The sequence below is a fragment of the Armatimonadota bacterium genome (assembly GCA_016869025.1).
GTDB lineage: Bacteria > Sysuimicrobiota > Sysuimicrobiia > Sysuimicrobiales > Humicultoraceae > VGFA01.
Window position 1 is genome coordinate 1 of the sequence record VGFA01000002.1, and the last position, 23,243, is coordinate 23,243.

The 23,243-nt window shown below is 68.6% G+C and carries 20 protein-coding genes; 3 read left to right on the top strand and 17 right to left on the bottom strand.

All coding sequences use genetic code 11. The features are described from left to right. Positions 1 to 201 precede the first annotated feature (201 nt). Positions 202 to 918: a hypothetical protein gene (locus FJX73_01320; protein ID MBM3469423.1), complete on the bottom strand. Its 717-nt coding sequence runs from the start codon at positions 916 to 918 to the stop codon at positions 202 to 204. 181 nt (positions 919 to 1,099) lie between these two features. Between FJX73_01320 and FJX73_01325 the strand changes: the two genes are divergently transcribed. Genes FJX73_01325 through FJX73_01335 form a run of 3 tightly spaced genes read left to right on the top strand, consistent with a single transcriptional unit; the run spans position 1,100 to position 4,080 of the window. Then, complete coding sequence (locus tag FJX73_01325; GenBank protein ID MBM3469424.1) at positions 1,100 to 1,897, top strand: ABC transporter permease; 798 nt, start codon at positions 1,100 to 1,102, stop codon at positions 1,895 to 1,897. A 33-nt stretch (positions 1,898 to 1,930) separates the two neighbouring features. After that, the gene (locus FJX73_01330) at positions 1,931 to 2,728 is read left to right on the top strand and encodes an ABC transporter ATP-binding protein (protein MBM3469425.1); all 798 of its coding nucleotides are present in this window, start codon (positions 1,931 to 1,933) and stop codon (positions 2,726 to 2,728) included. Beyond that, positions 2,725 to 4,080 carry an MCE family protein gene (locus FJX73_01335; GenBank protein MBM3469426.1) on the top strand — a complete coding sequence of 452 codons (1,356 nt, stop codon included), beginning with the start codon at positions 2,725 to 2,727 and terminating at the stop codon, positions 4,078 to 4,080. Before FJX73_01330 ends, FJX73_01335 begins: the two co-directional genes overlap by 4 nt. Here the strand turns inward: FJX73_01335 and ltaE are convergent. The 16 genes from ltaE to ispG form a co-directional block, all read right to left on the bottom strand. Continuing rightward, on the bottom strand, positions 4,077 to 5,144 hold the full coding sequence (ltaE, locus tag FJX73_01340) for a low-specificity L-threonine aldolase (protein ID MBM3469427.1): 1,068 nt from the start codon (positions 5,142 to 5,144) through the stop codon (positions 4,077 to 4,079). The two genes, FJX73_01335 and ltaE, sit on opposite strands and share 4 nt — an antisense overlap. Beyond that, entirely contained in the window at positions 5,134 to 5,427 is a 294-nt protein-coding gene (locus FJX73_01345; protein ID MBM3469428.1) for a hypothetical protein, read from the bottom strand. Before FJX73_01345 ends, ltaE begins: the two co-directional genes overlap by 11 nt. Positions 5,428 to 5,462: 35 nt before the next feature. Then, positions 5,463 to 6,260, bottom strand: a complete 798-nt coding sequence (locus FJX73_01350) for an S-methyl-5'-thioadenosine phosphorylase (GenBank protein MBM3469429.1) — start codon at positions 6,258 to 6,260, stop codon at positions 5,463 to 5,465. A 97-nt stretch (positions 6,261 to 6,357) separates the two neighbouring features. After that, entirely contained in the window at positions 6,358 to 7,122 is a 765-nt protein-coding gene (locus FJX73_01355) for an NAD-dependent deacylase (GenBank protein ID MBM3469430.1), read from the bottom strand. After that, entirely contained in the window at positions 7,122 to 8,369 is a 1,248-nt protein-coding gene (locus tag FJX73_01360; GenBank protein ID MBM3469431.1) for a DUF2088 domain-containing protein, read from the bottom strand. Before FJX73_01360 ends, FJX73_01355 begins: the two co-directional genes overlap by 1 nt. Next, positions 8,369 to 12,817 (bottom strand): VWA domain-containing protein, encoded by a 4,449-nt coding sequence (locus FJX73_01365; GenBank protein MBM3469432.1) that lies wholly within the window; start codon positions 12,815 to 12,817, stop codon positions 8,369 to 8,371. The genes FJX73_01360 and FJX73_01365 overlap by 1 nt, the downstream gene beginning before the upstream one ends. After that, entirely contained in the window at positions 12,817 to 13,704 is an 888-nt protein-coding gene (locus FJX73_01370) for a DUF58 domain-containing protein (GenBank protein ID MBM3469433.1), read from the bottom strand. Before FJX73_01370 ends, FJX73_01365 begins: the two co-directional genes overlap by 1 nt. Further along, positions 13,701 to 14,693 (bottom strand): MoxR family ATPase, encoded by a 993-nt coding sequence (locus tag FJX73_01375; GenBank protein MBM3469434.1) that lies wholly within the window; start codon positions 14,691 to 14,693, stop codon positions 13,701 to 13,703. Before FJX73_01375 ends, FJX73_01370 begins: the two co-directional genes overlap by 4 nt. Before the next feature lie 33 nt (positions 14,694 to 14,726). Continuing rightward, positions 14,727 to 16,313, bottom strand: a complete 1,587-nt coding sequence (locus FJX73_01380; GenBank protein MBM3469435.1) for a hypothetical protein — start codon at positions 16,311 to 16,313, stop codon at positions 14,727 to 14,729. Between the two features lie 8 nt (positions 16,314 to 16,321). Next, positions 16,322 to 17,050: a hypothetical protein gene (locus FJX73_01385; protein ID MBM3469436.1), complete on the bottom strand. Its 729-nt coding sequence runs from the start codon at positions 17,048 to 17,050 to the stop codon at positions 16,322 to 16,324. Between the two features lie 20 nt (positions 17,051 to 17,070). After that, positions 17,071 to 18,663: a hypothetical protein gene (locus tag FJX73_01390; GenBank protein ID MBM3469437.1), complete on the bottom strand. Its 1,593-nt coding sequence runs from the start codon at positions 18,661 to 18,663 to the stop codon at positions 17,071 to 17,073. 62 nt (positions 18,664 to 18,725) lie between these two features. Then, positions 18,726 to 18,998 carry a zinc ribbon domain-containing protein gene (locus FJX73_01395; GenBank protein ID MBM3469438.1) on the bottom strand — a complete coding sequence of 91 codons (273 nt, stop codon included), beginning with the start codon at positions 18,996 to 18,998 and terminating at the stop codon, positions 18,726 to 18,728. 126 nt (positions 18,999 to 19,124) lie between these two features. After that, on the bottom strand, positions 19,125 to 20,153 hold the full coding sequence (locus FJX73_01400) for a hypothetical protein (GenBank protein ID MBM3469439.1): 1,029 nt from the start codon (positions 20,151 to 20,153) through the stop codon (positions 19,125 to 19,127). 40 nt (positions 20,154 to 20,193) lie between these two features. Continuing rightward, on the bottom strand, positions 20,194 to 21,399 hold the full coding sequence (locus FJX73_01405) for a methionine adenosyltransferase (protein MBM3469440.1): 1,206 nt from the start codon (positions 21,397 to 21,399) through the stop codon (positions 20,194 to 20,196). 88 nt (positions 21,400 to 21,487) lie between these two features. Further along, entirely contained in the window at positions 21,488 to 22,156 is a 669-nt protein-coding gene (locus tag FJX73_01410; GenBank protein MBM3469441.1) for a rhomboid family intramembrane serine protease, read from the bottom strand. Then, entirely contained in the window at positions 22,153 to 23,238 is a 1,086-nt protein-coding gene (gene ispG / locus FJX73_01415; protein ID MBM3469442.1) for a flavodoxin-dependent (E)-4-hydroxy-3-methylbut-2-enyl-diphosphate synthase, read from the bottom strand. Before ispG ends, FJX73_01410 begins: the two co-directional genes overlap by 4 nt. Between the last annotated feature and the right edge of the window lie 5 nt (positions 23,239 to 23,243).

Consider the following 23,243-nt stretch of genomic DNA (forward strand, 5'->3'; position numbering starts at 1 on the left):
TCTCTCGAGCGCCCGGGTGAGAAGCGGATGGCTTCTACTTTCGGCTGTCAGATCGTGCGGAGTATAGCACGGGGGTATCAGGCCGTCAATCGCACGAAATCGAGTCGAGACTGTCAAGCCCAGGGTTGCGCTTCCCTTGGCCTATGATGTTGGTGTTCGACTTGCTAGCCTCCCTTGGTGATCATCGGAGTGCGTCTGGCATCACGCTGAAGGAGCCAGCTCGCCTGCACCACCACCGGCAGCGCCCGGCGGCGGTACTCCCGTAGCCCACTCCCCGCCCCCCTGGATAACCCCGTGCACTTGGCGCTGCGCCACCGGCTGCTCACTCAAGCCCGTCTTCACCGCCTGCCACAGATGCCACCGGTCCAGCCGGAACTCACAGTTCGGAAGATACTCGATCCCCTGCCGGATCCACCCCGCCCCATCCCCGTTCAGCACCGCCCACCGGACCTGCTCCAGCGCACAGTACCCGTGCAGGCTCAGCACCGCCCCCCGCCAGAATGCCTCGGCCCCTGCCACCGCCCCATACACGTGCTTCCTCGCCAGCCGATACTCCGCACTCCCCGGATGCCGCCGCTCCCACCCCCGGTCCCGCAGCCCCGGACTCACCGTCACCTCCGGCGGCAGCCCCACCGCCTCATCCAGCAGGTCCCGCCACCGCCGTTCCCCTGTCGCCAGCTCCTCCCGATACCTCCGCCGCCGGATCTCTACCCGCCCGATCAGCCCCTCAACTATCCGCCGCTTCCACCCGCAGTGCCGCAGCCCCGCCGGGCGCCGCGCCATCAACGCCGCGTCCAGCGCCTCCAGCACCGCCGTCAACTCCGCCCGACCCGCCGCGGCCGTCGCCTCCCAGATCTCTGCCTCCAGGGTCTTGAAGTCTGGCTCCCTCTGTAGGATGCTGGAGATGCTCCACTGCACCACGGAAAGACCTCACCCCTTTCTCCGCCTAGAGAAGTCGTGAGGTCTTTCTGCTTCCAGGCTCAGTACACCCTCAACTGCTACCCTGGACTTTACTCAAACAGCCAGGGCAGTGCGTACCCAGGGAAGCGCGCGCCCGCGCAGGGGAAACGCGCGCCAGGACAACGAACGAAGTAGGAGTATGCAGGGAAGCCCCAGGGGGATCCGTGACTCGCAACCGCCGGTCGCCGCGCTCGGGAGCGCGGTCCTCCACGGTTTGTCCGAACTCGGCAGGGCCGCCCTGATGCTGGCCGCGGCGCTCCGCTGGGTACTCCGCGGCCGGCTGGAGGTCCGCGAGACGGTGGCCCAGATCAACCGCATCGGCGTCGAGTCCGTGCCGGTCGTCCTGATCACCGGCGCCTTCTCGGGCATGGTCGTGGCCTTTCAGACAGCGCGGCAGCTGGCGGATTTCGGCGGTCAAGGCTTCGTCGGCGGTCTCGTGGGCCTATCTCTGGCCCGTGAGGCCGCACCGGTCTTCACCGCGATCACCGCGGCCGGCCGGGTGGGCGCTGGGATAGCCGCGGAGATCGGCACGATGGCCGTGACCGAACAGATTGATGCCCTGCGCGTGCTGGCCACCGATCCGGTACGCTACCTTGTGGTCCCGCGGCTGGCTGCGGCGGCCATGGCGCTGCCGATCCTGACCGTCTTCGCAAACGTCGTAGGAGGGGTCGGCGGATACACCGTGGCTACCGCCGCCGGTATCAGCAGCGGCGCCTTCATATCGTCGCTCCAACGGTTTCTCTGGCCGTATGACCTCGTGGTCGGCCTGATCAAAGCGGTGTTCTTTGGGCTCATCATCGCCTCGGTGGGCTGCTACCGGGGGCTGCACGCCACCGGTGGGGCGGACGGCGTGGGACGCGCTACGACCGGCGCTGTGGTTGCAGCGATTGTGCTGATCCTGGTGTTCAACTACTTCCTGGACCTAATATTCTTCTAGACCAGGTGGCCGCGTAAGACGATGGGAAGGGGAATGGGCGAGGAGAAGGCGATCGAACCTCATCCGCCGGGCACGCCGGGCGATGCGGTCATCGCCGTGTCGGATCTCTGGAAGTCGTTCGGCCCGACCGCGGCGCTGGCCGGCATTTCCATAGAGGTCCGCCGCGGCGAGATCCAGGTAATCATGGGCCCCAGCGGTTGCGGGAAGAGCGTCCTGCTCAAACACCTCGTGGGGCTAGTCAAACCCGATCGGGGCGAGGTCCTGGTTTTCGGACAGCCGGTGCACGCCATGTCGGACCACGAGCTCGACGCGCTGCGGATCCGGATCGGCGTCGTCTTTCAGTCGGCGGCCCTGTTTGACTCGCTCACCGTGGCGCAGAACGTGGCGTTCCCCCTGCGCAGACACCGCCACATGACCGAGAGGGAGGTCGCCGGGCGCGTACGCGATCTGCTGGCGCTCGTGGAGATGGACGGCACCGAGGACCTCGTGCCGGCGGCGCTCTCAGGGGGCATGCGCAAGCGCGTCGGCATCGCCCGCGCCCTGGCGCTCGACCCTCCTCTCATCCTGTATGATGAACCTACCAGCGGGCTCGACCCGCTGACCGCGCACACCGTGGACGGCCTCATCCTGCGGCTGCGGGCGGAGTTGGGGGTGAGCTCGGTGGTCGTCACCCACAGCTTGGACAGCGCCTTTCACCTGGCCGACCGGCTGGCGGTCATGGACTCCGGCCGCCTGACCGCCGCCGGCACGCCAGACGAGATCCTGGCATCCACGGACCCGTTCGTCCGGCGGTTCCTGGACACCCGTGCGATCGAGGTGAGGGCTTCATGAGCATGGAAACCAAGGTGGGGATCGTCACGCTGCTGGGGGTCGTCGCGCTGGTTGGATCCATCGCTTTGCTGCGCGGAGGGTTCGCATTCCGCGATCCCGACTACACCCTGCACCTCCGGGTGGCCAACGCCGGCGGTCTGACCCTGGGGGCTCCGGTGCACATGGCAGGGATCGATGTCGGCCGCGTGAAGCGACTCGGCCTCACGCCGGAGAAGAAGGCGGATGTCGTTCTCAGCGTGCGACACGGGGTTTCCATCCCGGAGGGCTCACGCTTCTCTATCACCTCCTCAGGGTTGCTGGGTGACCGTATGGTAACGATCATCCCGGGCCCGCCCGGCGCTCCGGCCCTTGCACCAGGGTCGGTGGTGGTGGGCACCGAGCCCCTGACGACCGACGAGCTGCTCGAGCGCGTGGTTTCGGTGGCCAGGCGCGCAGAGGAGGCGCTGTCGAGCGTCAACCGGGTCATAGGCGATCCGAACCTTGCCGAAGGCCTGCGCGAGACCGTGCTCAACGCGCGCGAGGCATCGGCCCGGATGGCACGCGCGGCCGACCACGTGGAGCGCACGACGCGGACGCTCGACCGCACTGTGACCGGCGAGGTCCCGGAGATAGCCAGGCAGTTGCGCGGCATGGCAGAGGAGCTGGCAGGGGCAGCCGGAGAGGTGCGGACGCTGGTCAGGCAGGTGGCGGCGGACGGTCGGACGGCAGAACAGGTTCGGGCGGCCGTGGCCTCGATCCAGAAGGCAACCCAGGGGATCGAGAAGATGGTGGGTGATCTCTCCGGCGTGGTCAACGAACAGGAGGTCCGCGCAGTGCGGTCCTCGCTGGCCGAGGCTCGGACCGCGATCACCGATGCCAAGCTGGCCGTGGGCGAGGCCCGTGCCGTGATCGGCCGCGCCGACCGCGTGGTCGAGCGGGTCGGGCGGATCCTGCCCGAACGGCTGGAACTCCCGGACTTCCGCAGCGCCTACCGGCTCGAATACGCCTTCTGGCACGACGGAACGCGCCTGGGACACGACGTGAGCTTCACTTTGCTGCCGGACGCGCCGCGCACCTACCTGTTCACGTGGCGAGAGGTCGGAGGGGCGAACCGCATCGGACTGCAGGCGGGCAGCAGGCTGGACGAGCGGATGTTGTTCCGCTACGGGCTGATAGACTCACACCTGGGTGTCGGCCTGGATTACAAAGCGTCGCCCAGCATCTCGTACGCCGTGGACCTGTACAACATCAACAACATCAGCCTGAACCTGTATGCCCGCTACTACCTCCGGCCGGATTACGGCATCACCCTGCGGGCTCAGGGCGTGTTCTCCCAGCCGACCTTCGGGCTTGGGATGTTCAAGAGGTTCTAGCCGGCCAGCACCGCCTGGAACGCCCTGGCCACGACCGGCACGTCATCGGGCACGATATGCCGGTTCGTCACAAGCCGGATCCGGCGCGGACCCGAGGCGCCAGCCCAGACGCCGTGTTCCCGCAGACGCTCCGTGACCGCGCCGGCCTCGTGGCCGACGAGATCTACCCGAACGATGTTGGTCTGCACGCGGGCCAGATCAATCTGCAGCCCAGGAATGCCGGCAAGAGATGCGGCCAGCGTGCGCGCAGTCCGGTGGTCGTCGGCGAGACGGTCCACCATCTGCTCCAGGGCCACGATCCCGGCTGCGGCCAGCACTCCGGCCTGACGCATCCCGCCCCCGAGCATCTTGCGGAAGCGCCTTGCGCGGTCCACGAACCCGGACTCGCCGCAGAGCAGCGATCCCACCGGCGCAGAGAGCCCCTTCGACAGGCAGAACGCCACCGAGTCAACCGGCGCCGACAGCGCCGCCGCCGGCACGCCCAGCGCCACGGCGGCGTTGAACAGCCGCGCCCCATCCATGTGCACGGGTATTCCGTGCCTGTGGGCGGTCGTGGCCAGATCCTCGATCTGCCGAAGAGGAATCACCGTTCCCCCATGCCGGTTGTGGGTGTTCTCCAGGCAGACCAGCCGCGTTGGAGGATAGTGCACGTTCGGCGGCCGTAGCGCTGCCTCGAGCTGCTCGCCGGTGATGCACCCCCACTCGGTCGGCAGGGCTCGCGGCATGGTTCCGGCAAGGGTGGCTAGCGCCCCACCCTCGTAGTGCAGAATGTGGGCCTCGGAGTCGGCGATTACCTCGTCGCCCTTCTGGGTGTGGGCCATGACCGCCAGCAGGTTGGCCATGGTACCGCTGGGAACGAAGATGGCAGCGGCCTTGCCCGCGCGCTCTGCGGCCAGGGTCTCCAGCGCGTTGATCGTGGGGTCTTCACGGTAGACGTCGTCGCCGACCTCGGCGCGCGCCATTGCCTCTCTCATCGCCTCGGTGGGATGTGTCACGGTATCGCTGCGCAGGTCTATGGCGCGCGCCGTGCGACCCTCCAGCCGCGGCAGGGCGCTACTGCTCATGGGGAGCCCTGGACGCGGAGTACAGGCCTATGCCGCGGCCGGCCACGGCCGATCCGACATAAGCCATCAGGAACAGCAACACTCCCTTCAAAGCCAGAGTCCGCAGCGCCTCGCCCGCGTCCACCGCAGGGGCAGGGCCCGTGAGTTGCCCGATGACGCCGGCCCCTGTGAGGTCCCGGTAGGCCAGCGTGAAGACAATCACCAGAAAAAGGATCCCCAACAGGAACACTGCCAGGCCCAGCCGCCTTCCCGATTGATCGCTCTCAGAGCGCACTTTGTTCATCCATCCCCCTCCGACGCGTATTCTGCTGCGGCCGGCTACGATCCGGCACCGACCAGCGCTGACCCACAGCGGCACGTCCGCTCGCCAGGCACCGCGGCCACCACGCCCAGTATCAGATCCCGCAGCCGGGGAAGGTTGGCCTGAAAGCTGCGGAGCACCTCTTCCGCGCTGACGGGTGAGGCCTGCGGGTCGCCCTCCACGCCCACATCATAGTCGGTTATCAACGAGATGTTCAGGTAGCAGAGTTCGGCCTCCCGGGCCAGGAGGGCCTCTGGATACTGGGTCATGTTGATGACCTCCCAGCCGGCCGCGCGGAACCAGCGGCTTTCTGCCCTGGTCGAGAACCTGGGGCCCTGTATGACGACCACGGTGCCCGCCGGGTGCGCGGGGAGGCCCAACCAGTTGGACACCTCATGCGCCACGCTCCGGAGCTGCGGGCAGTAGGGATCGGCCAGGCTGACGTGCACGGTCTCCGGCCCGTCAAAGAAGGTATCGCGCCTGCCGCTGGTTCGGTCCACGAGTTGATCGCAGATGACGAACTCGCCCGGACGGACATGGGCCTGCAGGCTGCCCGCGGCCGCCGGTCCAATGACGCGGGTCACCCCAAGCTGCTTCATTGCCGCGATGTTCGCACGGTAGTTGATGGCATGCGGCGGAAACTGGTGTCGCCGGCCGTGCCTGGGAAGGAACGCCACCTTTCGGCCCGCGACCTCACCCAGGGTGACCAGGTCGCTGGGCTGCCCGTACGGGGTCTCGACCTCTACCTCCCGCGCGCCCTCAAGAAGCGAGTAGAATCCTGAGCCACCGATGACGCCGATCTCTGCCTCGTTCATGCGGCCTCACGCCTCCTCCTGCACAAGTCGCGCCCGCACAAAGATCGGCCCGGCGCCGCCGGGCCGTCAACCTTAGAGGGTTGGCTCTGCGTGGGTACTATTTCTCTGCTCCTGCAGCCCCATCCTGCCCGAGCAGGGCCGCGATCTCCGCAAGCACGCCCCCTGCGCTCGCCCGGATCGTGATCGCGGCCCGGTCGTCGTACGGCGTCGGCTCGTGGTTGACGATGATGAGCCTGCCGCCGCCCTCCAGCACTTCCAGGGGCAGGTAGGCCGCAGGCGTAACCTGAAGCGATGAGCCCACAACGAGCATCAGGCGGCTGGCACGGGCCGCCCGCACCGCGGCCTGCCACGCTTCCTCTGGAAGAAGTTCGTCGAAGAGGACCACGTTGGGCTTCAGGAGCCCGCCGCAAGACGTGCAGCGCGGAAGGCTGCCGGCCTCCAGGGCGGCGCGCAGTTGCGCGGCGTGCCCCAGGTCTCCACACCCGATGCACACCGACTCCCGCAGGTTGCCGTGCAGTTCGATGACGCGGCAGGATCCTGCTGCCTGGTGGAGGCCGTCCACATTCTGCGTGACCACGGCCTTCACCCATCCTGCGCGCTCCATCGCCGCAAGAGCACGGTGCCCGGCGTTGGGAGCCGCGCCGGCCAGTGAACTGAGCCGCTCGCGGTAGAAGGTGTAGAAGATCTCAGGGCGACGCTCGAGCGTACGGCGTGACGCAACCGCGATGGGGTCCACTCCTGCCCACAGGCCGGACTCCGACCGGAAGTCGGGAAGGCCCGACTCGGTGCTCATGCCGGCGCCGGTGAAGACGATTGCTCCTCCGGCCGCCCTGACCATCGAGGCCGCCTCAGGCGCGCCCATCACAGGTCGGTCAGCCACCCGTCCGGGCCGAACGGCCACTCCCGGCTCTCGCCGATCTCGACCCCTTCCTGGCCCCGCATCTCCTCGGACACGACCCGGGATACCAACAGGCGCTCCAGGTGTAGGGTGTTCGGAATGCGCACCACCCTGGCCCCCCGAGGTTCAACGATGCCCAGCGTCTTGAACGCGGCTGCTATCGCGTCGCGGTCGCATGAGAGGGTGATGGGAATGAACGATCTGGTTATGAACGTGCTCGTAATGGCGTTCAGGTTCGTGATCTCCCGGTCTATGGCATTCACCAGACGCTGCGTTGTGAGGTCGGCAAGACCGATGCCGTTGGCATTGCCCTCGGACTCGGGCGAGAGGCGCAGGGCCACGATGCGGCCGATCCGGGGAGAAGCGGGCTCTGGGAATCCGGGGATGCGCATCCGCCCGATGATGTTGGGGTCCATCCCGGTGCCGGAGAAGTTCTTGCCGACCTGGTCCACCACGAGGACATCCAGGTTGTCCACGGGCAGGCGTGGCATCATCTCGCGCGCCCTGGCAAAGAGCGCAACCTCTCCCTCCACCAGTTCGTGCGGTGAGAGCGCCTCGACTATCGCGGGCTCGTCGCGCGCATTCTCAACGACGGCCAGCCCTCCCACGACCATGCCGCGATCAAGGTAGACCTGTGCCATTGCGCGGATCGCTTCCGGCAGTGCGGTCAGCCCCTGCCGGTGGATCTGCTCTGCCCCTTCCACCTTGCCGAGGCCGACCCCGAGCATCTTCATGAGGCCGCTGCCAAACGGCTCGAAGAAGATCGTGTGGGGCTTGATGCGGTTGATCACCAGTATCCCATCGCAGCCGGCGGCGGCGCGGTCGCAGAAGACGGCCAGGCCGTCCGGCGTGTGCCCGATGACAACGGTCTCCATGCGCGTGGAGATCGTTGCGCCCACGGTCTCCTGGGTAATGCCAAGATGCGCGAGCAACCGCCGCTGCCCCTCGCTCGTACCGCCGCCGTGGCTGCCCATGGCGGCCACGACCAGCGGATCGGCCCCGCAGCAACGCAGGTAGTCCACCGCGGCCCGCAGCACAACCGCGATCTGGGCGATCCCCCGGCTGCCCGCGGTGAGCGCGATGCGCTTCCCCCTGATCCGCGGAGCCATCTCCAGGCGCGCCAGTGCCTGAAGGGTCGCCTCCTCGACATCGGGAATCCGTGCGCCGGGCAGGCGCCGGCGCACAGGATGCATCTCCGGAAATGCTGTCATCAACGACCGAACGGCCTTCCTTCCGGGGGCTGGTCCTCCCCGGGCTCCTGCCACTGGGTGCGCTGGCGGCGCAGCCGCGCAATGTAGAGGCGGGCCGCCGTTTCCATGGAGGCGGCGCGGGCCGCTGCCTCGGCTTCATCCTCGATGCGCCACCGATCGGCGGCGGCGTACTCGGCGTCGTCGGGGACCGGCGCTTTGCTTACAACGGCCGCAGCCATCGCCGCCGCGCGCGCCAGGCCCTGCTCGATCGCCGGCAGGCGGCGGAGCGCGATCTCGGCCGCGAACCCCACCATAGCCATGGCACCGAAGAGGGGCCACAGCGGCCGTGACCTGCGCTCGGGAGAAAGCGGGGGGGCCAGGGCCTCGGCAGGCGTTGCCACGACGCGCGCGCCTGCCGCCTCGACCATTTGCGCGATCACCGCTCGGTTCAGCCCAACCTGCCGGAGCTCCGGCGAGTACGGTACAGCCATCGGGAGCGCAAACCGGCCCGTCTGGCGGCCGCCCTCGGACGCGGCCACCCTGACGAGATACCCCCCGGGCGGCGGAAGCGGAAGGTCGGCCTCGTACCAACCCGGCCGGGTCTGGAGCATGGGCGCTGTTCCGGCGTCGCCACCGTCGCCGACAAGGGTCACGGCGGCCTCCCAGCCCATGTAGGGAGAGCCGTCGGTGGCACGCGCGTCGAGCACGATGCGCACGCGCTCGCCGACCGTCTCGGCGTGGACGTCCAGCGATCCGGTCTGGCGGCTCATCGCCCAACGCACGGGCTGGGACCAGAACCGCGCCGCGCCGCTCCAACCGCTCCAGGGAGCGGTCCACCGGAACCGCGCGTCGGTCGTAATCGCCACTGCCCGTCCGGCGCCGTAGTTCCATGCCGCCAGGATCGGATCGTCGTGAGGGGAGGTCAGGATCACCTCCGCGGACGGCTTGGGCACCGACGCGAGGTAGCCCAGCAGCGGGGGCACCGGTCCCAGCTCCGCAACCATCGCCGAGGTGCCGGCGACGCGCGGGGTGAACCGTTCCCCCACCACATACGTCCGTGTTGCCAGGAGCGCCTCTGCCGCGAGGATCCTGGGGATGCTGTAGGCATCTTGGGCAACGTACGCCCGGCCGCGGCCCCATCCCGCGATGCTGCGCATGATCTCGACGTCGGCGTCACGGCCTATGGCGACCGTGCTCACGGTGATCCGTTCGGAGGCCAGCGCGGTGGCAAGACCGCGGAAGTCGCCGGGATCGGTCTGCCCGTCCGACAGCACTATGATGTGCTTGACCCTGGCTTCTACACCTCGCAGCGCCTCGCGTGCCGCCACCAGCGCCGGATGCAGGTTCGTGCCGCCTCCGGCGCGGATACGGCTCACCTCTTCCAGGATGCGTGCGCGCTGCGATGCGGCCGTGGGTTGCACGAGCCAGCGGGGCGCCTGATCAAAGGCCAGGACACCAACCACGTCGCGCTCTCCCAGCAGGTCTACCACAGATTGAGCGGTTTCCTTGGCCAGCTCCACCTTGGCCAGTTCGTTGCCGAAACCACCCATGCTCCCGGAGGCATCGAGCACCAGGATCACGGCCATCGTCGGTATCGCCAGCCGGTGCCGCACGTCCATGCTGACGGGAAGCGCCTCCTCCAGCGGGGTCCCGGCGTACCCGCCGATGCCGAAGCTCTGGGTGCCGCCCACTGCCACCAGCCCGCCGCCGCCGATCCGGACGTAGTCGCGCAGCGCGGCCATCTGCCCTGGAGAGAGCAGGTATGCCGGCACATCGTCGAGCACAACGGCCGCGGTTCCGTGGTACCCTGCTGCTGATCCTGGAAGCTGGGCAGGCGAGATCCTGCGCACGGAGAGCCGCTGCGACTCCAGCAGGGATGCCAGCGGGCCCGCGCGCTCGCTCGTATAGACGACCGACGGCCCTCCAGAGATGAGCCCGAGCGCGAACGCCCGGTTGTTTCCTGGCTCGGCGTCCGGGGATGCCTCGATCGTCGCGTCTATGCGGAGCAGCCCGGGCTGCGCAGCCAACACCTCCAGGTCCACACCGGTCCGGCCCGCACGCAGGTTCAGGTCCCGCGCGAGCAGCAGGACCCCATTGGCCCGAACGCGCAACTCGGCCTCGGCCGGCGCGGATGCGCGCAGGGCTACTGTGACTGGTGCCCGCTCACCCACCGATACCAGGGGCGGCACCGTAACCTCTTCGACCAGCACGTCCGGAGCAGGATCAGACGCCATCGGTGCCACGACCAGTTCAATACCGCGGGCCCGAACCTCCGCGAGAGCCGGCGCAAGATCTCCGGCCGTGGCCTGGCCGTCGGTCAGCAACACGAGCCGGCGCGCGGCACCTGCGGGGAAGGCCGGGATGGCGCGCTGGATGGCCGCGGCTATGTTGGTGCCATCGGTTCGCGGCCGCGATGCCATTGCCAGTCTGGGATGCTCGGAGGGCGCCTCCTCCAGTTCGGAATTGTATCCAAATGTCACCAGTCCAACGCGCATGCCAGGACCGGCCCGGGACCGCGCCTCGTCCAGGAACGCACGCATCCGCCGCGCGCCCGCCGGACCGATGCTGTCGGAGCGATCGGCGGTTAGGATCACGGTCAGATCTCCCACCGCGGATGCGATCTCAACCCCGGCGAGGCCCAGCACCAGAAGCGTGATCACACACATCCGCAGGGCCGCGAGGTTCTTCCTCCTGCGCGGCCGCGGCAGCAGACTGCGGGTCCACAGCCACCACTCCACCGCGATCAGGACCGACGCGAGCCCAAGCAGCCAGCGCGCCAACGGGACATGTGCCGGAAGCCGGACGGGCGGCGCGGTAGTGCTGATAGGGGAAGGCGCGACCTGGAGTTCCGACTCACGCCGATCCACGGCGGGCACTACCCAGCGCCGTTCCCATCCGTCGGTTCGGAGCCGGTAGGCACCCACGCGCTCGAACGGCGGCAGCAGAAAAGTGCCGTCCCGGGCGAGTACCTGCCGGGTACTACCCGCGGGATCGTGCAGCCAGGCCTGACGCCAGGGGCCGGCCAGCACTACCGGTGCGCTGCCCGGCGCCAGCGCCGAGCCGCCGCCCGCAAGCCAGTCCAGCGCATTGGCAATCAGTACCGGAAAAGCCGCGCTATGTGGAAGATCGCTCGCTGCCAGCGAGAACGGCAGCACCACGGCCCGGATGCCACGCCCCTCGTAGGCCCACACCAGCGGTACGTCGCCCTCGGCCAACACGGTGCCGGCTTGGGGCCGGAGTGCAATGGCTTCACCCACACGGACGCCGCGCAAATCAGCCATACGCATGACCCTATGGGTGGCAGATACCGTGCGGACTACCTGCTCGGCGGCGTCACCCTCGACGCGCACCGGCAGGTTGGAACCTACGGTACCTATCAACAGATAGGCGCCCGGAGCCAGTTCGGTCGGCGGCACCCTGTCGAGCACCACAACATCGGCCCCTCCCCATTCCGAAGGCGCAATCTTGTCGGTGCGCGAGAACCCTGCGAGGGGCACAGCCCGCAGTGCCGCATCCAGCACCGGGTTGTCCTCGCCCGCCACGAGCACACGCGGCAACCATTCCCGGCCGGCCGCGGCCACGGCCCGGTCGTCCGCGGCCAGCGCGTCGTGGCCCTCCAGCGAGGCCGCCACCTCCCCGCTCGTCGCGCCCAGGTCGAAGACAGCGGTTCTGGGGGTCCCGGGAACGAGGTCGAGGTTACGGCGGGCGATGGTCTGCCCACCTGCCGTAACCACGAGCGCCCGATCAGGGAAACTCCCGCCGAAGGCCTCAACCCTTACCAGCAGACGCGTGTTGCCCAGGGCGTCGGTGCGCGCGTGCACCGCGGTCACGGCCGCGTTGGGCGCCCCATCTCCGACCCTGTGCCAGCGCACGCGCGGGTCCGCCGGGGGCTGGTCGCCAAAGAGGTGCACCTCTGCGGGCCGTCCGTGCGCACGCAGGCTGCCGGCCAGCGCCAGCGCCTCGGCGACCGAGTCACCGGCATCGGATGCCCGCAGGCCGCCAAGCGCCCTCCCCAGCACGGCGCGATCGGTTGTGAAATCAACGAGCATCACAGGGCGGGCGCCCGCGGCGAGCAGCGCAACGGGCTGGCGCGGAGAGAGCCCGGCCAGCAACGCCCGGGCCTCCTGCTGCGCTGCGGCCAGGCGGCTGGGCCGGACATCCGTCGCCTGCATGCTGGCGCTGGTGTCCACCACCATGATCACCCCGTCGCCGGCAAGGCCTGGAAGCGAGATGGAGGGCCGGGCAAGCGCCAGCGACAGGAGGGCAATCGCCATCACCTGAAGCAGCAGGAGCAGATTGCGCTCGAACCGGCGCACCGGCATCCGGGCCACGAGATCGCGCGCTGCCCGCTCCCAGAGCAGCGTGCTGGAGACCACGCGGGGCTCCCGGCGCGCCCGCAGCATATAGAGCAGGATCACCAGGGGAACAAGGGCCAGCCACCAGAGCGCTGCGGGCGCGCCGAGGACCATCAGGCGATGAGCCCTCCCCGCCGCAGGTACCGGAGCACCAGGTCCTGGAACGGGATCGAGGTGGAAGCGCGCAGGTACTCCACTCCAAGCCTCAGAGCGGCCCGCTCGATCTCATCAAAGTACCGGTCCCGTGCGCGCGCGTAGGCCGCGGCAGACGCGGCGTCCGCGGTGACATCCACGGCGGAGCCGGTCTCGCTGTCCACAAGGCGCAGGTCGCCGTCGAGGACCGGGGCCAGCTCGTCGTCAGAGAGCAGGTGAACAAGGAAGGGCTCGAAGCGATGGTATCTGGCCAGGCGCAGCCCGGCCTCCACCCCGCCGGGGAGCATCAGGTCCGAGATCACGACCAGGATTCCGCGCCGCCGGGTGCGGACCGCATACTCCTCCAGCGCCGCGGCGAGATCGCTCGTGCCGGAGGGAGTGATGCCCGCCAGGAACCTAAAGAGAGCAAGGACTCCTGCCCTTCCCCGGCGCGGCGCCAGCGTGCGGACCGCGCGATCGCTGAAGGCCACCGCACCCACGCGGTCCAGGTTGGCCAATCCGATATAGCCGAGCGCGGCCGCGGTCTTGACCGCGTAGTCCAACTTGGAGGGCGATCCCCACCCCATTGATCCGCTGGAGTCCACGAAGAGGTGCACGCTGACATCCTCGTCCTCGCTGAAGAGCTTGACGAAGAGGCGATCCAGGCGTGAGTAGATGTTCCAGTCCACGTACCGGAAGTCATCACCGACCTGGTATGGACGATAGTCGGCAAACTCCACACCGCGGCCCATCGTCGCGCTGCGGCGCTCACCCCGGATTCCGCTCCGGTTCAACCGGCGCGAGCGCAGCGTGAGGCGTTCCAGCCGCGCCAGGAACTCCGGTTCGAGCAGCAGCGGCGCCCCGGTCATGGACTCCAGGAAGCAGCCGGGGTCGGCGGAACCTCGGCCAGGATGCTGCGGATCACCTCGTCAGGATCTACCCCTTCGGCCTCGCCTTCGAAGTTCAGGATGAGGCGGTGTCGCAACGCGCCCGGGGCAACGGCCTGGATGTCATCCGTGCTGACGTTGAACCTGCCTTCGGCAAGGGCGCGCACCCTGGCCGCAAGCAGCAGTGCCTGCGCCCCCCTCGGACTGCTGCCGTAGCGGACATAGCGGCGGGCTAGGGAACCCGCCGCCTCGTCGCCCGCATGGGTGGCACGCACCAGCCTGGCGGCCAGCAGCCGGACGTGATCCGCCGCAGGCACCTCACGTGCCAGTGCCTGCATGGCCTTGATCTCAACCCCGGTTGCCACAACGCTCGGGACCGGCTGTGTCGAGCCCGCTGTCCGATCCATGATCTCCAGCAGCTCGCGCAGCGTGGGGGATTCAACCTTGAGCTTGAACATGAACCGGTCAATCTGCGCCTCGGGCAACGGGTAGGTCCCTTCCATCTCGATCGGGTTCTGGGTGGCCAGGACCAGGAACGGCTCCTCGAGCACGTATGGACCGCCCGGCGCCGTGACGCTACGCTCCTGCATCGCCTCCAGCAGCGCGGACTGCGTCTTGGGGGTGGCGCGGTTGATCTCGTCGGCCAGAACGATCTGTGAGAAGATGGGCCCCCGCTGGAACTGGAAGTAGCGCCGGCCGTCGGCGTCCTGCACCACCACGTTCGTGCCGATGATGTCCGCGGGCATCAGGTCGGGCGTGAACTGTATCCGCGAATAACGCAGGTCCAGGCACTGGGCCAGCGTCTTGACCAGCAGCGTCTTGCCCAACCCGGGGACGCCTTCCAGCAGAACATGGCCGTTGGCGAACATCGCGTACAGCACGTGCTCTATCAGCGTCTCGTGCCCGACTATGACCCGCTGGATCTCGCGGCGGATCGCGGCATAGGTGTTCCGGAACGTGGCGGCATCCATCAACGGATCATCTCCTCGCCCTCGCGCGGCGGTCTAGCGGGACCCGGCCAGCGCCTCGAAGTACCTGCGGACTATCTCACGATATTCCGGTGGGATGCGCATGCGCGACATGTAGCGGTCGGCCTCAGCGCGCACCGCCTCGCCCGCGCGTCCCGGGGCTACCCGCACCTGTCCTTGCCTGCCGGGTCCCAGCAGGTCCGAGGTCGCGGCACGGCCCTCGCCCTGCATCCCGCGGATGCGGGTCTGCGGGCGTTCGCCCTCCAGCCGGGGAGTGCGCTCTCCCATCCTGTCCTGGACCGCGCCCTGCCCGGCGGTCGTCCCCTGGTTGGGGCCCGGAGGCGGCTCCTGCTCGGCCGGTCCCTCTCCCTGCTGGATCTGCCGCCGCCCTGGCGCCGCGCCCCCCGGCTGCACAGCGGCCTCGGGCTGCTGCTCCGACTGTGTGGGCGCGCCGCTTCCTCCTCGTGCTATCCGGTCCGCCGACCTGCGCAGGTCGCGCTGCGCCTGCGTCAATCCCTCTTCGTCGGCCAGCATCGCCCGGAGCTCCTCCATATCCAAGGCGCCCTGCCGCAGCGCCTGCCTGGCCCCTGCGGTGTTCCCGGCAGCCGCCTGCCGCCGGGCCGCCGCCGCCTGCTCCCGCCCGCGAGTTGGGACCTCCCCCTCGCTCCCACCCTGAGACAGGGCTTCGAGCTGGCGCATCAAGGAACGGCGCTCCTCGGGGGAGGGGTTCTGCGCCAAGCGCTCGGCGATCTCCCGGAACTGCCTGATGGTCCGGTCCAGGGCGGCGCGCTGGCGGAGGAGCTGCTGCGGCAGGGCAGGATCGGGCATGGCCAGCTTCTCTCCTGCCTTCTCGCGGCTGGCCCGCACCTGCCGGCGCGAGGCCTCGATCTGACGGCCCAACGACTCTATGCGCGAGAGCGCCTCGTAGCGGTCCAGCTGCTCGCGCTGGAGGTTCTCACCCAGGCGCCGGAGTGAACCTGCCATGCGTCGGGCGGCCCGGGCCCGATCAATACGCGCCTGGCTGTCCATCGCGTCGGCCGCCCTCTCGATCCGGCGGCCTTCCTGACGGATGGTCTGCGCCACCTTGCGCGCAGGCGTCCCGGGTACCGAGACCCCGGTAAGGAGCCAGCCGACCGCAACCGTAACAGCGGCCAGCCCCACGGCGGCCCACATCGTACGACCGGGCAACCACCCAATGCGCCCCTCGGGTGCCTGGACCGCTGCCCAGCGCGCGGCATCGGCCACCACAGCGGTTGACAGCGCCGTGGGAGGGTGCGTTCCAGCCAACACCTCAACAGCGGTCGCCATCCGGTCTCTACCTTCGAACCGGTGGTCCAGGACCTGCGCGGCCAAGAGGGGCGGCACGCGCCAGGTGGCGAACAGCAGCAAGAAGGTGAGTACGCCGGCAGCCAGACCCAGTCCGCAGAGCAATGCGTAGGGCAGGGTGATCGGGATCACGGCGCGCGCAAGCACGAGCGTCAGCACTGCTAGGATCCAACTCAGCGCGACCCGTCCACTCCACAGCCAGGCGCGGTGCGCGGCCAGGCGCCAGCATGCACCCGCAACGGCATCGAGGACCTCGGTGCGCTCCATCTGACCCCGGTTCCCAGTTGGAGCTGCCATCGTTTGCCCTACCCTCCTCGGCCCTCGGCCCGCATTGCGTCCACCTGACCGGCGATCAAGCGGACACCCAGGGCCGAGATGGCCAGATAGGCCGTGCCAGCAACACCCATCCACCAGTGCCACCCGCTGTTCACTACGAGGTCAACCATGCGGACCGGGCTGGCCGCCCACAGTGGCTCGGGCAGAGCCGCCGTCCCTCCGAACAACGCGGCCAAAGATCCCCAGTGCACGATCGTGCGCGAAAACTCCGAGACAAAGCGTCCGCCCAACCAGGCCCCCCAGACCCCTGCGGCAGTGGCAACGGCCACGGTCAGCACTCCGGCCCAGGCAACCGTTGCCATCTGGCCGCCGCGCAGGGCGGTGCCCAGCACCACAAGTGGGAGCAGGATCGCGACCAGGTAGAGGGCGTAGATGGCGCTGGATTGCCACTTGCCGGCGGCTATGGCCTGCGCAGGGAACGCGGACACAGCCAGGTCCGGTATCCCCTTCTCTCCTTCCAGTGCCAGCTCCAGTGAAGCGACGGCCGACGACACATAGGTGACCATCAGCATCTGGACCGTCAGCAGCAGCGAGAGGAGTTCGGCGTCGCGCAGCCCGAAGGCGCCGGACTCCGCGGGCAGTGTCAGCAACACCAGAGCCCCGAAGGCCGCCAGCATCGCGGTCTGCGTCCAGATACCCCGGGATGTACCCAGCCGTACTCGCAGATCCCCTCGGGCCACGGCGTTGATGCCTGGCATGGCCGCACCTCGGCCGCTACTCACGGCGCTGTGAGAGGTACCAGTACGAGCCGCAACGACCGCTCTGGTCGGTTGCCCCAGTGGAGTCCGCCCGCAGGATCACGGGTCCAACCTAGCAACCAGGCCGACTCATCTCCAAGTATAGCACCGGCCCCCAGGCGCGCGAACGCCCAAGCCAGCAGGGCGGGATTGGGATCTGCGCGCTGGATCCTTCCAGGGGCCTGCCACTGCCCGTCATCGAGCGCGATCCGCTCGGCGGGCCCCACCGCTGGAATCGCCTGGACCCTGCCGGCCGCGTACACCCAGGCCGGCTCGAGCCTGTGGCCTGAGCGGTTGGCCACGGTGACCTCGGCCCCACCAGGCATCGGTACGAAGGTCCCGGTAATCGGCAACGGCACGATCGCGGTGCCGGTGAAGGGCACGCCCCCGGCAGTGCTCTCTATCGAGGATCCGTTGGAGTGCACAACGCGAAGCCGGGCCGGAGTTGACGGGCGCAGCAGTAGGTCGCGTCCCGTCACCACGGCTGCGCCCTCGCCGTGCGCGTGGATTCCCCTTGCGGCGACCGCGAGCAGGCCGTGGCCGGTTCCCGGCAACCCCTCGATCACGCCGGAGGCAACCACGCCGGATGCAGCGCGGCGGGCGAACTGAGCCGTCCGCACGGCCGCACCGGTGGCAACCGCCAGCACCAGGACAGCTGCGATCATGCCCGCAGGTCGGAGCCCGGCCAGGAACCGGCTGAGCCTGCGCACCGTCAGCAGGTATGCGAGAACCAGTAGCCCGATCGCGGCCTGCGCGCGCGGCGGTACGCCGCGATCCGGTGGCACCGTGGCCTCGAGGCCCGGCGCCAGGAACGGGAGGTCGCCAGAGAGCACCTGCTCCCATGCCCGATCCTGTGTGGACCGGCCGCGGTGCTCAGGCAGGGCGGCGTCGTGCCTCCACACCGCTGTCCTGCCGAGTCCCGTGCCTCCGGCGGCCTTGCGCGCGAGCAGCGGTTCCAGCGTCGGGCCGCGCAGGTGCCGCGCATCGTCTCCCGACGGCATTGTCAGCAGCCGGCCCCCGGACCACACCCAATGGAGGATCGCCCGGCGCTGCTGATCGGTGATCCGGCGCTCATCCAGGTCCCGAACCACCAGCAGCCGGACTGCCTGATAGGCCTGCCAGACCTCTGGCAACGCCTCCGGTTCCATGTATACGACACCGATGCCGGCCAGACGCGCCACGACACCCTCGATGCCCAGCGGTTCGGCGGAGAGAACCGCCACGATCTCGTCCGCGGCGCGGAGGCGCGGCAGGGCAAGCGACGCCACCTGCCGCAGCCGGTCGTGAAACACCACGGTACCGGGCACACGCGCATCGTAGAAGATCGCCGGCACGAACACCCTCAGGCGTGCGCCCGGGGCCGCCCGAACCGGGACGGCAAAGCTCGTGCCGGCCTGGCCCCCGGGGCCGTAAGTGTCCACCTGCAGCACTCCGTCCACCCCGCCGGGCGGGGCTGTGAGATCAATCCACACCGGCGTCCAGGCACCCAACCGCGCCCGACCGTTGAAGCCAAGGCTCGCGACGGTGAGCAGTCGGTCGGCCGCGGCAAGGACAGGGACGGCAAACGCGGCCACCGCCAGGACGGCGATGGCCGCGGAAGCTACCCGGACAGGTATGAAACCGGGGTGGTCGTTGCCTAGGACTTCTCGGAAGCGGCCGGCGCGGATGGCGGCGTGGCCCCAGAGGTGCTGGCAGGGTCTTTCGGTGCGGTGTCGCCGTTGCCGGATGGCGATCTCTTCCGGTAGTCCGTGGTGTGAAACCCGCTGCCCTTGAAGATCAGCCCGACCGAAGAGTACACCTTCCTGGAATCCCCGCCGCACTGCGGGCAACCGGGCGCGGCCTCGCCCACGGGCTGGAAGCTCTCGAAATCGTGCTGGCACCGCGTGCAGCGGTATTCATAGATCGGCATCTGATACCTCCAACACCACGGGAGAACCTCTCTCCATGGCATCCACAAGTAGCAACGCGGAATCGTCCCTCATTATTCTGGGGCCTGCCAGCGATGTCAATCCCGCGGAGCGGGTCAGGCCCATCCCTACCGGGCCAGGAACCGGATGAACCAGACCGGTCCGGTGTGAGTTCCTGTATTCGTGCCAAAGGCCAACCGGGCATCATCGGGCGACCACGCCAAGGATAGGGCAACGGCCGGGTCGGGGAGTCCGATCCGGTGGCTGGCCACCAGCGCCGGAGTTCTGCGCGAGACCGAGGTTGCGTAGATCTCCGCCGTCGCCTCATCCCTCATCAAGCCGTACGCCAGCTTGTCCCCGTGCAGCGACCAGGCCAGACCGCACAGGCGCCGGACAGCAGGCGAGATCGGGGCCAGGCCGCCACCGCCGCGGCGGACAACGTAGGCGCGCTCCGCGCCAGGGCTACCAGCGACGAATGCCACCCACTCGCCGGTAGGGGAGAGCACTGCCTCCGCCACGGGAAACGGTGGTCCTGGGAGCCGGCGGGAATCCAAGTGGGCCGTGCGCACCTGCCACCACTCGACCGATGCCTCACCATCCTGTGAGGTCAGCCCCACGAAGAGATGCAACGAGTCCGGGAACCACCCCAGAGCCCCGATGTGACGCCCTTTCAGCTGCCACCTGATCTGCTGGGGTTCGGCGCCGCCGGGGCCGGCGATCCATAGTTGCGACTCCGCAGGGCCTGATCCCACGGTCCGTACCGCGAAGGCGAGCCGGTCGCCTCCCGGCGCCCAGGTTGGGCCGGCGGCAATCCCCCTGATGGGAATCCGGCGCCGGAGGCTTCCATCCGACTGAACGACCCAGAGGGCACCGCGGTCAACATAGGCCAGCGTGCCATCGGCCGGTGACCAGGCCAGGATCGTGACCGCCTCGCCAGGCGCGATCTTCCTACCTGTCGCATCGCCGACGTGATGGACCCAGACGCCGTCACGGCTGCCGTATGCAAACTGCCCACCGTCCGGCGACCAGACCATGGGGCTTAGCGCTGGCCTGTCGGTGGCGCGCACCACTTCGCCGACCCGCAGCAGCCCGATGCCAATGGGCGCTGCCCGCCGGTGCACCTGACATCCCGAGGCCGCCACGGCAACCGCCGTCACCAATAGGAAGGCAGCGGCCCCTCGGGGAAGCCCGAGTCCCTCAGCAGACGGGGTAGCGTCCCTCGGCAAGATCCTGCGACAGCTGCCGGATGTTCGCCAGTTCATAGTCGAGGATCTCGCGCACCCTTCGCTCCACGGCGCTGCGACGGGCGTGCCGCGCCAGCACGAGCTGGGCAGCGGCCACCTTGGGCTGGTCCACGGGCGATCCGATCTGGCTGAGCAGCCATACGTAGACCTCGTCAATGCCGGGAACGTCATGGTAGATCTTGTTGGCGACCTGGTGCGTCAGGATTGTGTAGATCTTGCCGACGTGCGACACCGGGTTCTTGCCTGCCGCGGCCTCGGTCCCCATCGGGCGGTTAAGCGCGATGACGCCATTCACCTTGTTCCCGCGTCCCACCTGGCCCGAGTCACCGCTCTCGGCAGAGGTACCGGTCACGGTCAGGTACATGCCTCCGATGCCGCGTCCTGGCTCGTCGAGCGTGTTCAGGTACAGTTGAGCCCTGGTGAAGGATTGTATCGTTGCCAGCCGGTCCGACACGGCCGAGTGCAGTTCGGCCTTCCTTCGGATGTAGGTGGCCTCGCTGTCAATGAACCGATCCACAAAGGCCACGGCCGCGGTCAGGTGTAGCTCGTCCCCCTTCCGGAATCCCATCACCTTGATGTCCTCCCCCACTTCGGGGAAGTGCTCCTTGAAGGTACGGGAGTTCATCATGCGCTCTATGTCCAGCACGGCCTGCTCGGTGGGCGTAAGCGGCGCATAACCCACGGCGGCGGATGTGTCGTTGGCCACGGGTGCGCCCTCGCGCTGGAATATGTCCACCAGCTCCGGGGCGCCGGGCTTGATCTGAACGTCGTATCCCACGTGCTTCTCGGAGTCCACGAAGCGCAGGTTCTCCCGAATCCACACCTTTGCGGTGTCCACCGCGATCTCTTCTACCGGGATCTCCTCACCGTTGGCCACCGCGGTCGCCCGATCGCCGAAGATCAGCCGCATCGGCTCGGTCACGATACCCCCACCCAACCGGATCTCTGCGTTGCCGGCCACCAGGAACGCCTTGTCAATGTTGTGGTGGAGAATCCGGCCAAAGCGTTGCAGGTATTCGCGGCTCAGCGCTATCGAGACCCGTTCCATGATCGCATCGCAGATCGAGTCGGGATGACCGATCCCCTTGCGTTCCACGATCTCGACCTTGTGGCGGGCTACAGGCGTGCGGGACAGAACGTCCACGGTGATGTTGCGCATTCTTACCCTCCTTGGCTGACCCGGTGTGGGCCACGCGCCACACTATAGCAGAACTGGCGGAGCGCGAGAAGCGACCGCAGGCCTCGGACTACTCCGCGCGGAGCCCGCGGCGCCTGGCGAACGCGGGCACGAGCACGGCCCCGGCCAGGAACCCCCCGATGTGTGCCCACCAGGCCACCGTCGTGACACCGGGCGCTCCCAGGGCTGCCACGCCTGACAGCAACTGAAGAACGAACCAGAGGGAGAGCACAAGCACCGCCGGCAGCTCCGCCAGGCGAACGAAGATCCCCAGCACCAGAAGAGACAGGATGCGCGCCCTCGGGTAGAGGACGATGTAGGCGCCGAGCACGCCTGCGATCGCGCCGCTCGCGCCTATCAGGGGAACGGGCGAGGACGGCGAGGTGATCACGTGCGCCAGCCCAGCGAGCACGCCGGTGACGAGGTAGAACACCAGGAACCGACCGTGCCCCATGGCGTCTTCAACGTTGTCCCCGAAGATCCAGAGGTAGAGCATGTTCCCGCCCAGGTGAGCCCAGCTACCGTGCAGGAAGATCGAGGTAATCAGGCCCAGCCAGGCATCGGGCCACGGCCCGCCTGTCACGGCCCTGGGAACCGCGCCCAGGGAAGCGTAGAGGGCCATCTGTGCGCCGCTGCCCAGGCTCTCTGCGTAGAGGAAGGCACCGACGCACGCGGCGATGAGGCCGTAGACGACAGCGGGCGACGACGCGGAGCGGGTGCTGTCCCGCAGTGGGATCACGGGGCGGGCCCGACCGCGCCGTACCGCTCGCGGGCAATCGTCCAGACCGCCTCCATGAGCGCGTCAATCAGTTCGTGCTCCGGAAGACTGGCCACGATCCCCCCGTCCCTGAAGATCAGCCCCATCCCCCGCCCGCAGGCCACGCCGACGTCGGCCATGCGCGCCTCGCCCGGCCCGTTTACCGCGCAACCCATCACCGCCACCTTCACTGGGGCCGGGACGTGGCGGAGGCGCTGTTCCACTTCCTGGGCGATCCGGATGATGTCCACCTCGGCACGGCCGCAGGACGGACAGGCCACGAACTGAACCCCGCGCGAGCGAAGCCCCAGGCTCTTGAGGATCTCATATGCGGCCCGTACCTCCTCTACGGGATCGGCCGCGAGCGACACCCTAATCGTGTCCCCGATCCCCCTGGCCAGCACCGTCCCGATCCCCACCGCGGACTTCAAGCCGCCGGCCCATGCGGTGCCGGCTTCGGTCACGCCCACGTGTAGCGGATAGCGGGTCCGCTCGCTCAGCGAAGTGTAGGCCTCAATCATCATTGGCACATCGGACGCCTTGACAGAGATGACGATGTCGTGGAACTCCAGGTCCTCCAGAACCCGCACGTCTTCCAGGGCGCTCTCCACGAGTGCGCCCGCGCAGGGCCCGCCGAATCTCCGTAGCGCGGCCTTTGACAGCGAGCCCACGTTGGCGCCGATTCGGATCGGGATCCCGCGCGCCCTGGATTCGCGCGCCACGATACGCGTGCGTTCGCGGCTGCCTATGTTGCCCGGGTTGATGCGCAGCTTGTCCACCCCGGCGTCCAAGGCCAGGAGGGCCAGGCGATGGTCGAAGTGGATGTCGGCGACCACCGGCAGTGGGCTCCTGGACTTGATCTGGGCCAGCGCCGCGGCGGCTTCGGCGTCGGGCACGGCAAGTCGCACGATCTCGCATCCTTCTGCAGCGAGCTGGTAGATCTGGGCCAGCGTTGCCTCAACGTCCCGCGTGTCGGTGGCGGTCATGGACTGCACGGCCACCGGCGCACCTCCGCCGATCTCCACCGGCCCGATCTTGACCTTGCGGGTCAGCAGACGGTGCATCCTGA

What these genes read in the sequence shown, in the direction of transcription:
- FJX73_01325 (MBM3469424.1), top strand. Translation starts at nt 1,100, where the DNA reads ATGCAGGGAAGCCCCAGGGGGATCCGTGACTCGCAACCGCCGGTCGCC.
- FJX73_01330 (MBM3469425.1), top strand. Translation starts at nt 1,931, where the DNA reads ATGGGCGAGGAGAAGGCGATCGAACCTCATCCGCCGGGCACGCCGGGC.
- FJX73_01335 (MBM3469426.1), top strand. Translation starts at nt 2,725, where the DNA reads ATGAGCATGGAAACCAAGGTGGGGATCGTCACGCTGCTGGGGGTCGTC.
- ltaE (MBM3469427.1), bottom strand. Translation starts at nt 5,144, where the DNA reads ATGAGCAGTAGCGCCCTGCCGCGGCTGGAGGGTCGCACGGCGCGCGCC.
- FJX73_01345 (MBM3469428.1), bottom strand. Translation starts at nt 5,427, where the DNA reads ATGAACAAAGTGCGCTCTGAGAGCGATCAATCGGGAAGGCGGCTGGGC.
- FJX73_01350 (MBM3469429.1), bottom strand. Translation starts at nt 6,260, where the DNA reads ATGAACGAGGCAGAGATCGGCGTCATCGGTGGCTCAGGATTCTACTCG.
- FJX73_01355 (MBM3469430.1), bottom strand. Translation starts at nt 7,122, where the DNA reads ATGGGCGCGCCTGAGGCGGCCTCGATGGTCAGGGCGGCCGGAGGAGCA.
- FJX73_01360 (MBM3469431.1), bottom strand. Translation starts at nt 8,369, where the DNA reads ATGACAGCATTTCCGGAGATGCATCCTGTGCGCCGGCGCCTGCCCGGC.
- FJX73_01365 (MBM3469432.1), bottom strand. Translation starts at nt 12,817, where the DNA reads ATGGTCCTCGGCGCGCCCGCAGCGCTCTGGTGGCTGGCCCTTGTTCCC.
- FJX73_01370 (MBM3469433.1), bottom strand. Translation starts at nt 13,704, where the DNA reads ATGACCGGGGCGCCGCTGCTGCTCGAACCGGAGTTCCTGGCGCGGCTG.
- FJX73_01375 (MBM3469434.1), bottom strand. Translation starts at nt 14,693, where the DNA reads ATGGATGCCGCCACGTTCCGGAACACCTATGCCGCGATCCGCCGCGAG.
- FJX73_01380 (MBM3469435.1), bottom strand. Translation starts at nt 16,313, where the DNA reads ATGGCAGCTCCAACTGGGAACCGGGGTCAGATGGAGCGCACCGAGGTC.
- FJX73_01385 (MBM3469436.1), bottom strand. Translation starts at nt 17,050, where the DNA reads ATGCCAGGCATCAACGCCGTGGCCCGAGGGGATCTGCGAGTACGGCTG.
- FJX73_01395 (MBM3469438.1), bottom strand. Translation starts at nt 18,998, where the DNA reads ATGCCGATCTATGAATACCGCTGCACGCGGTGCCAGCACGATTTCGAG.
- FJX73_01405 (MBM3469440.1), bottom strand. Translation starts at nt 21,399, where the DNA reads ATGCGCAACATCACCGTGGACGTTCTGTCCCGCACGCCTGTAGCCCGC.
- ispG (MBM3469442.1), bottom strand. Translation starts at nt 23,238, where the DNA reads ATGCACCGTCTGCTGACCCGCAAGGTCAAGATCGGGCCGGTGGAGATC.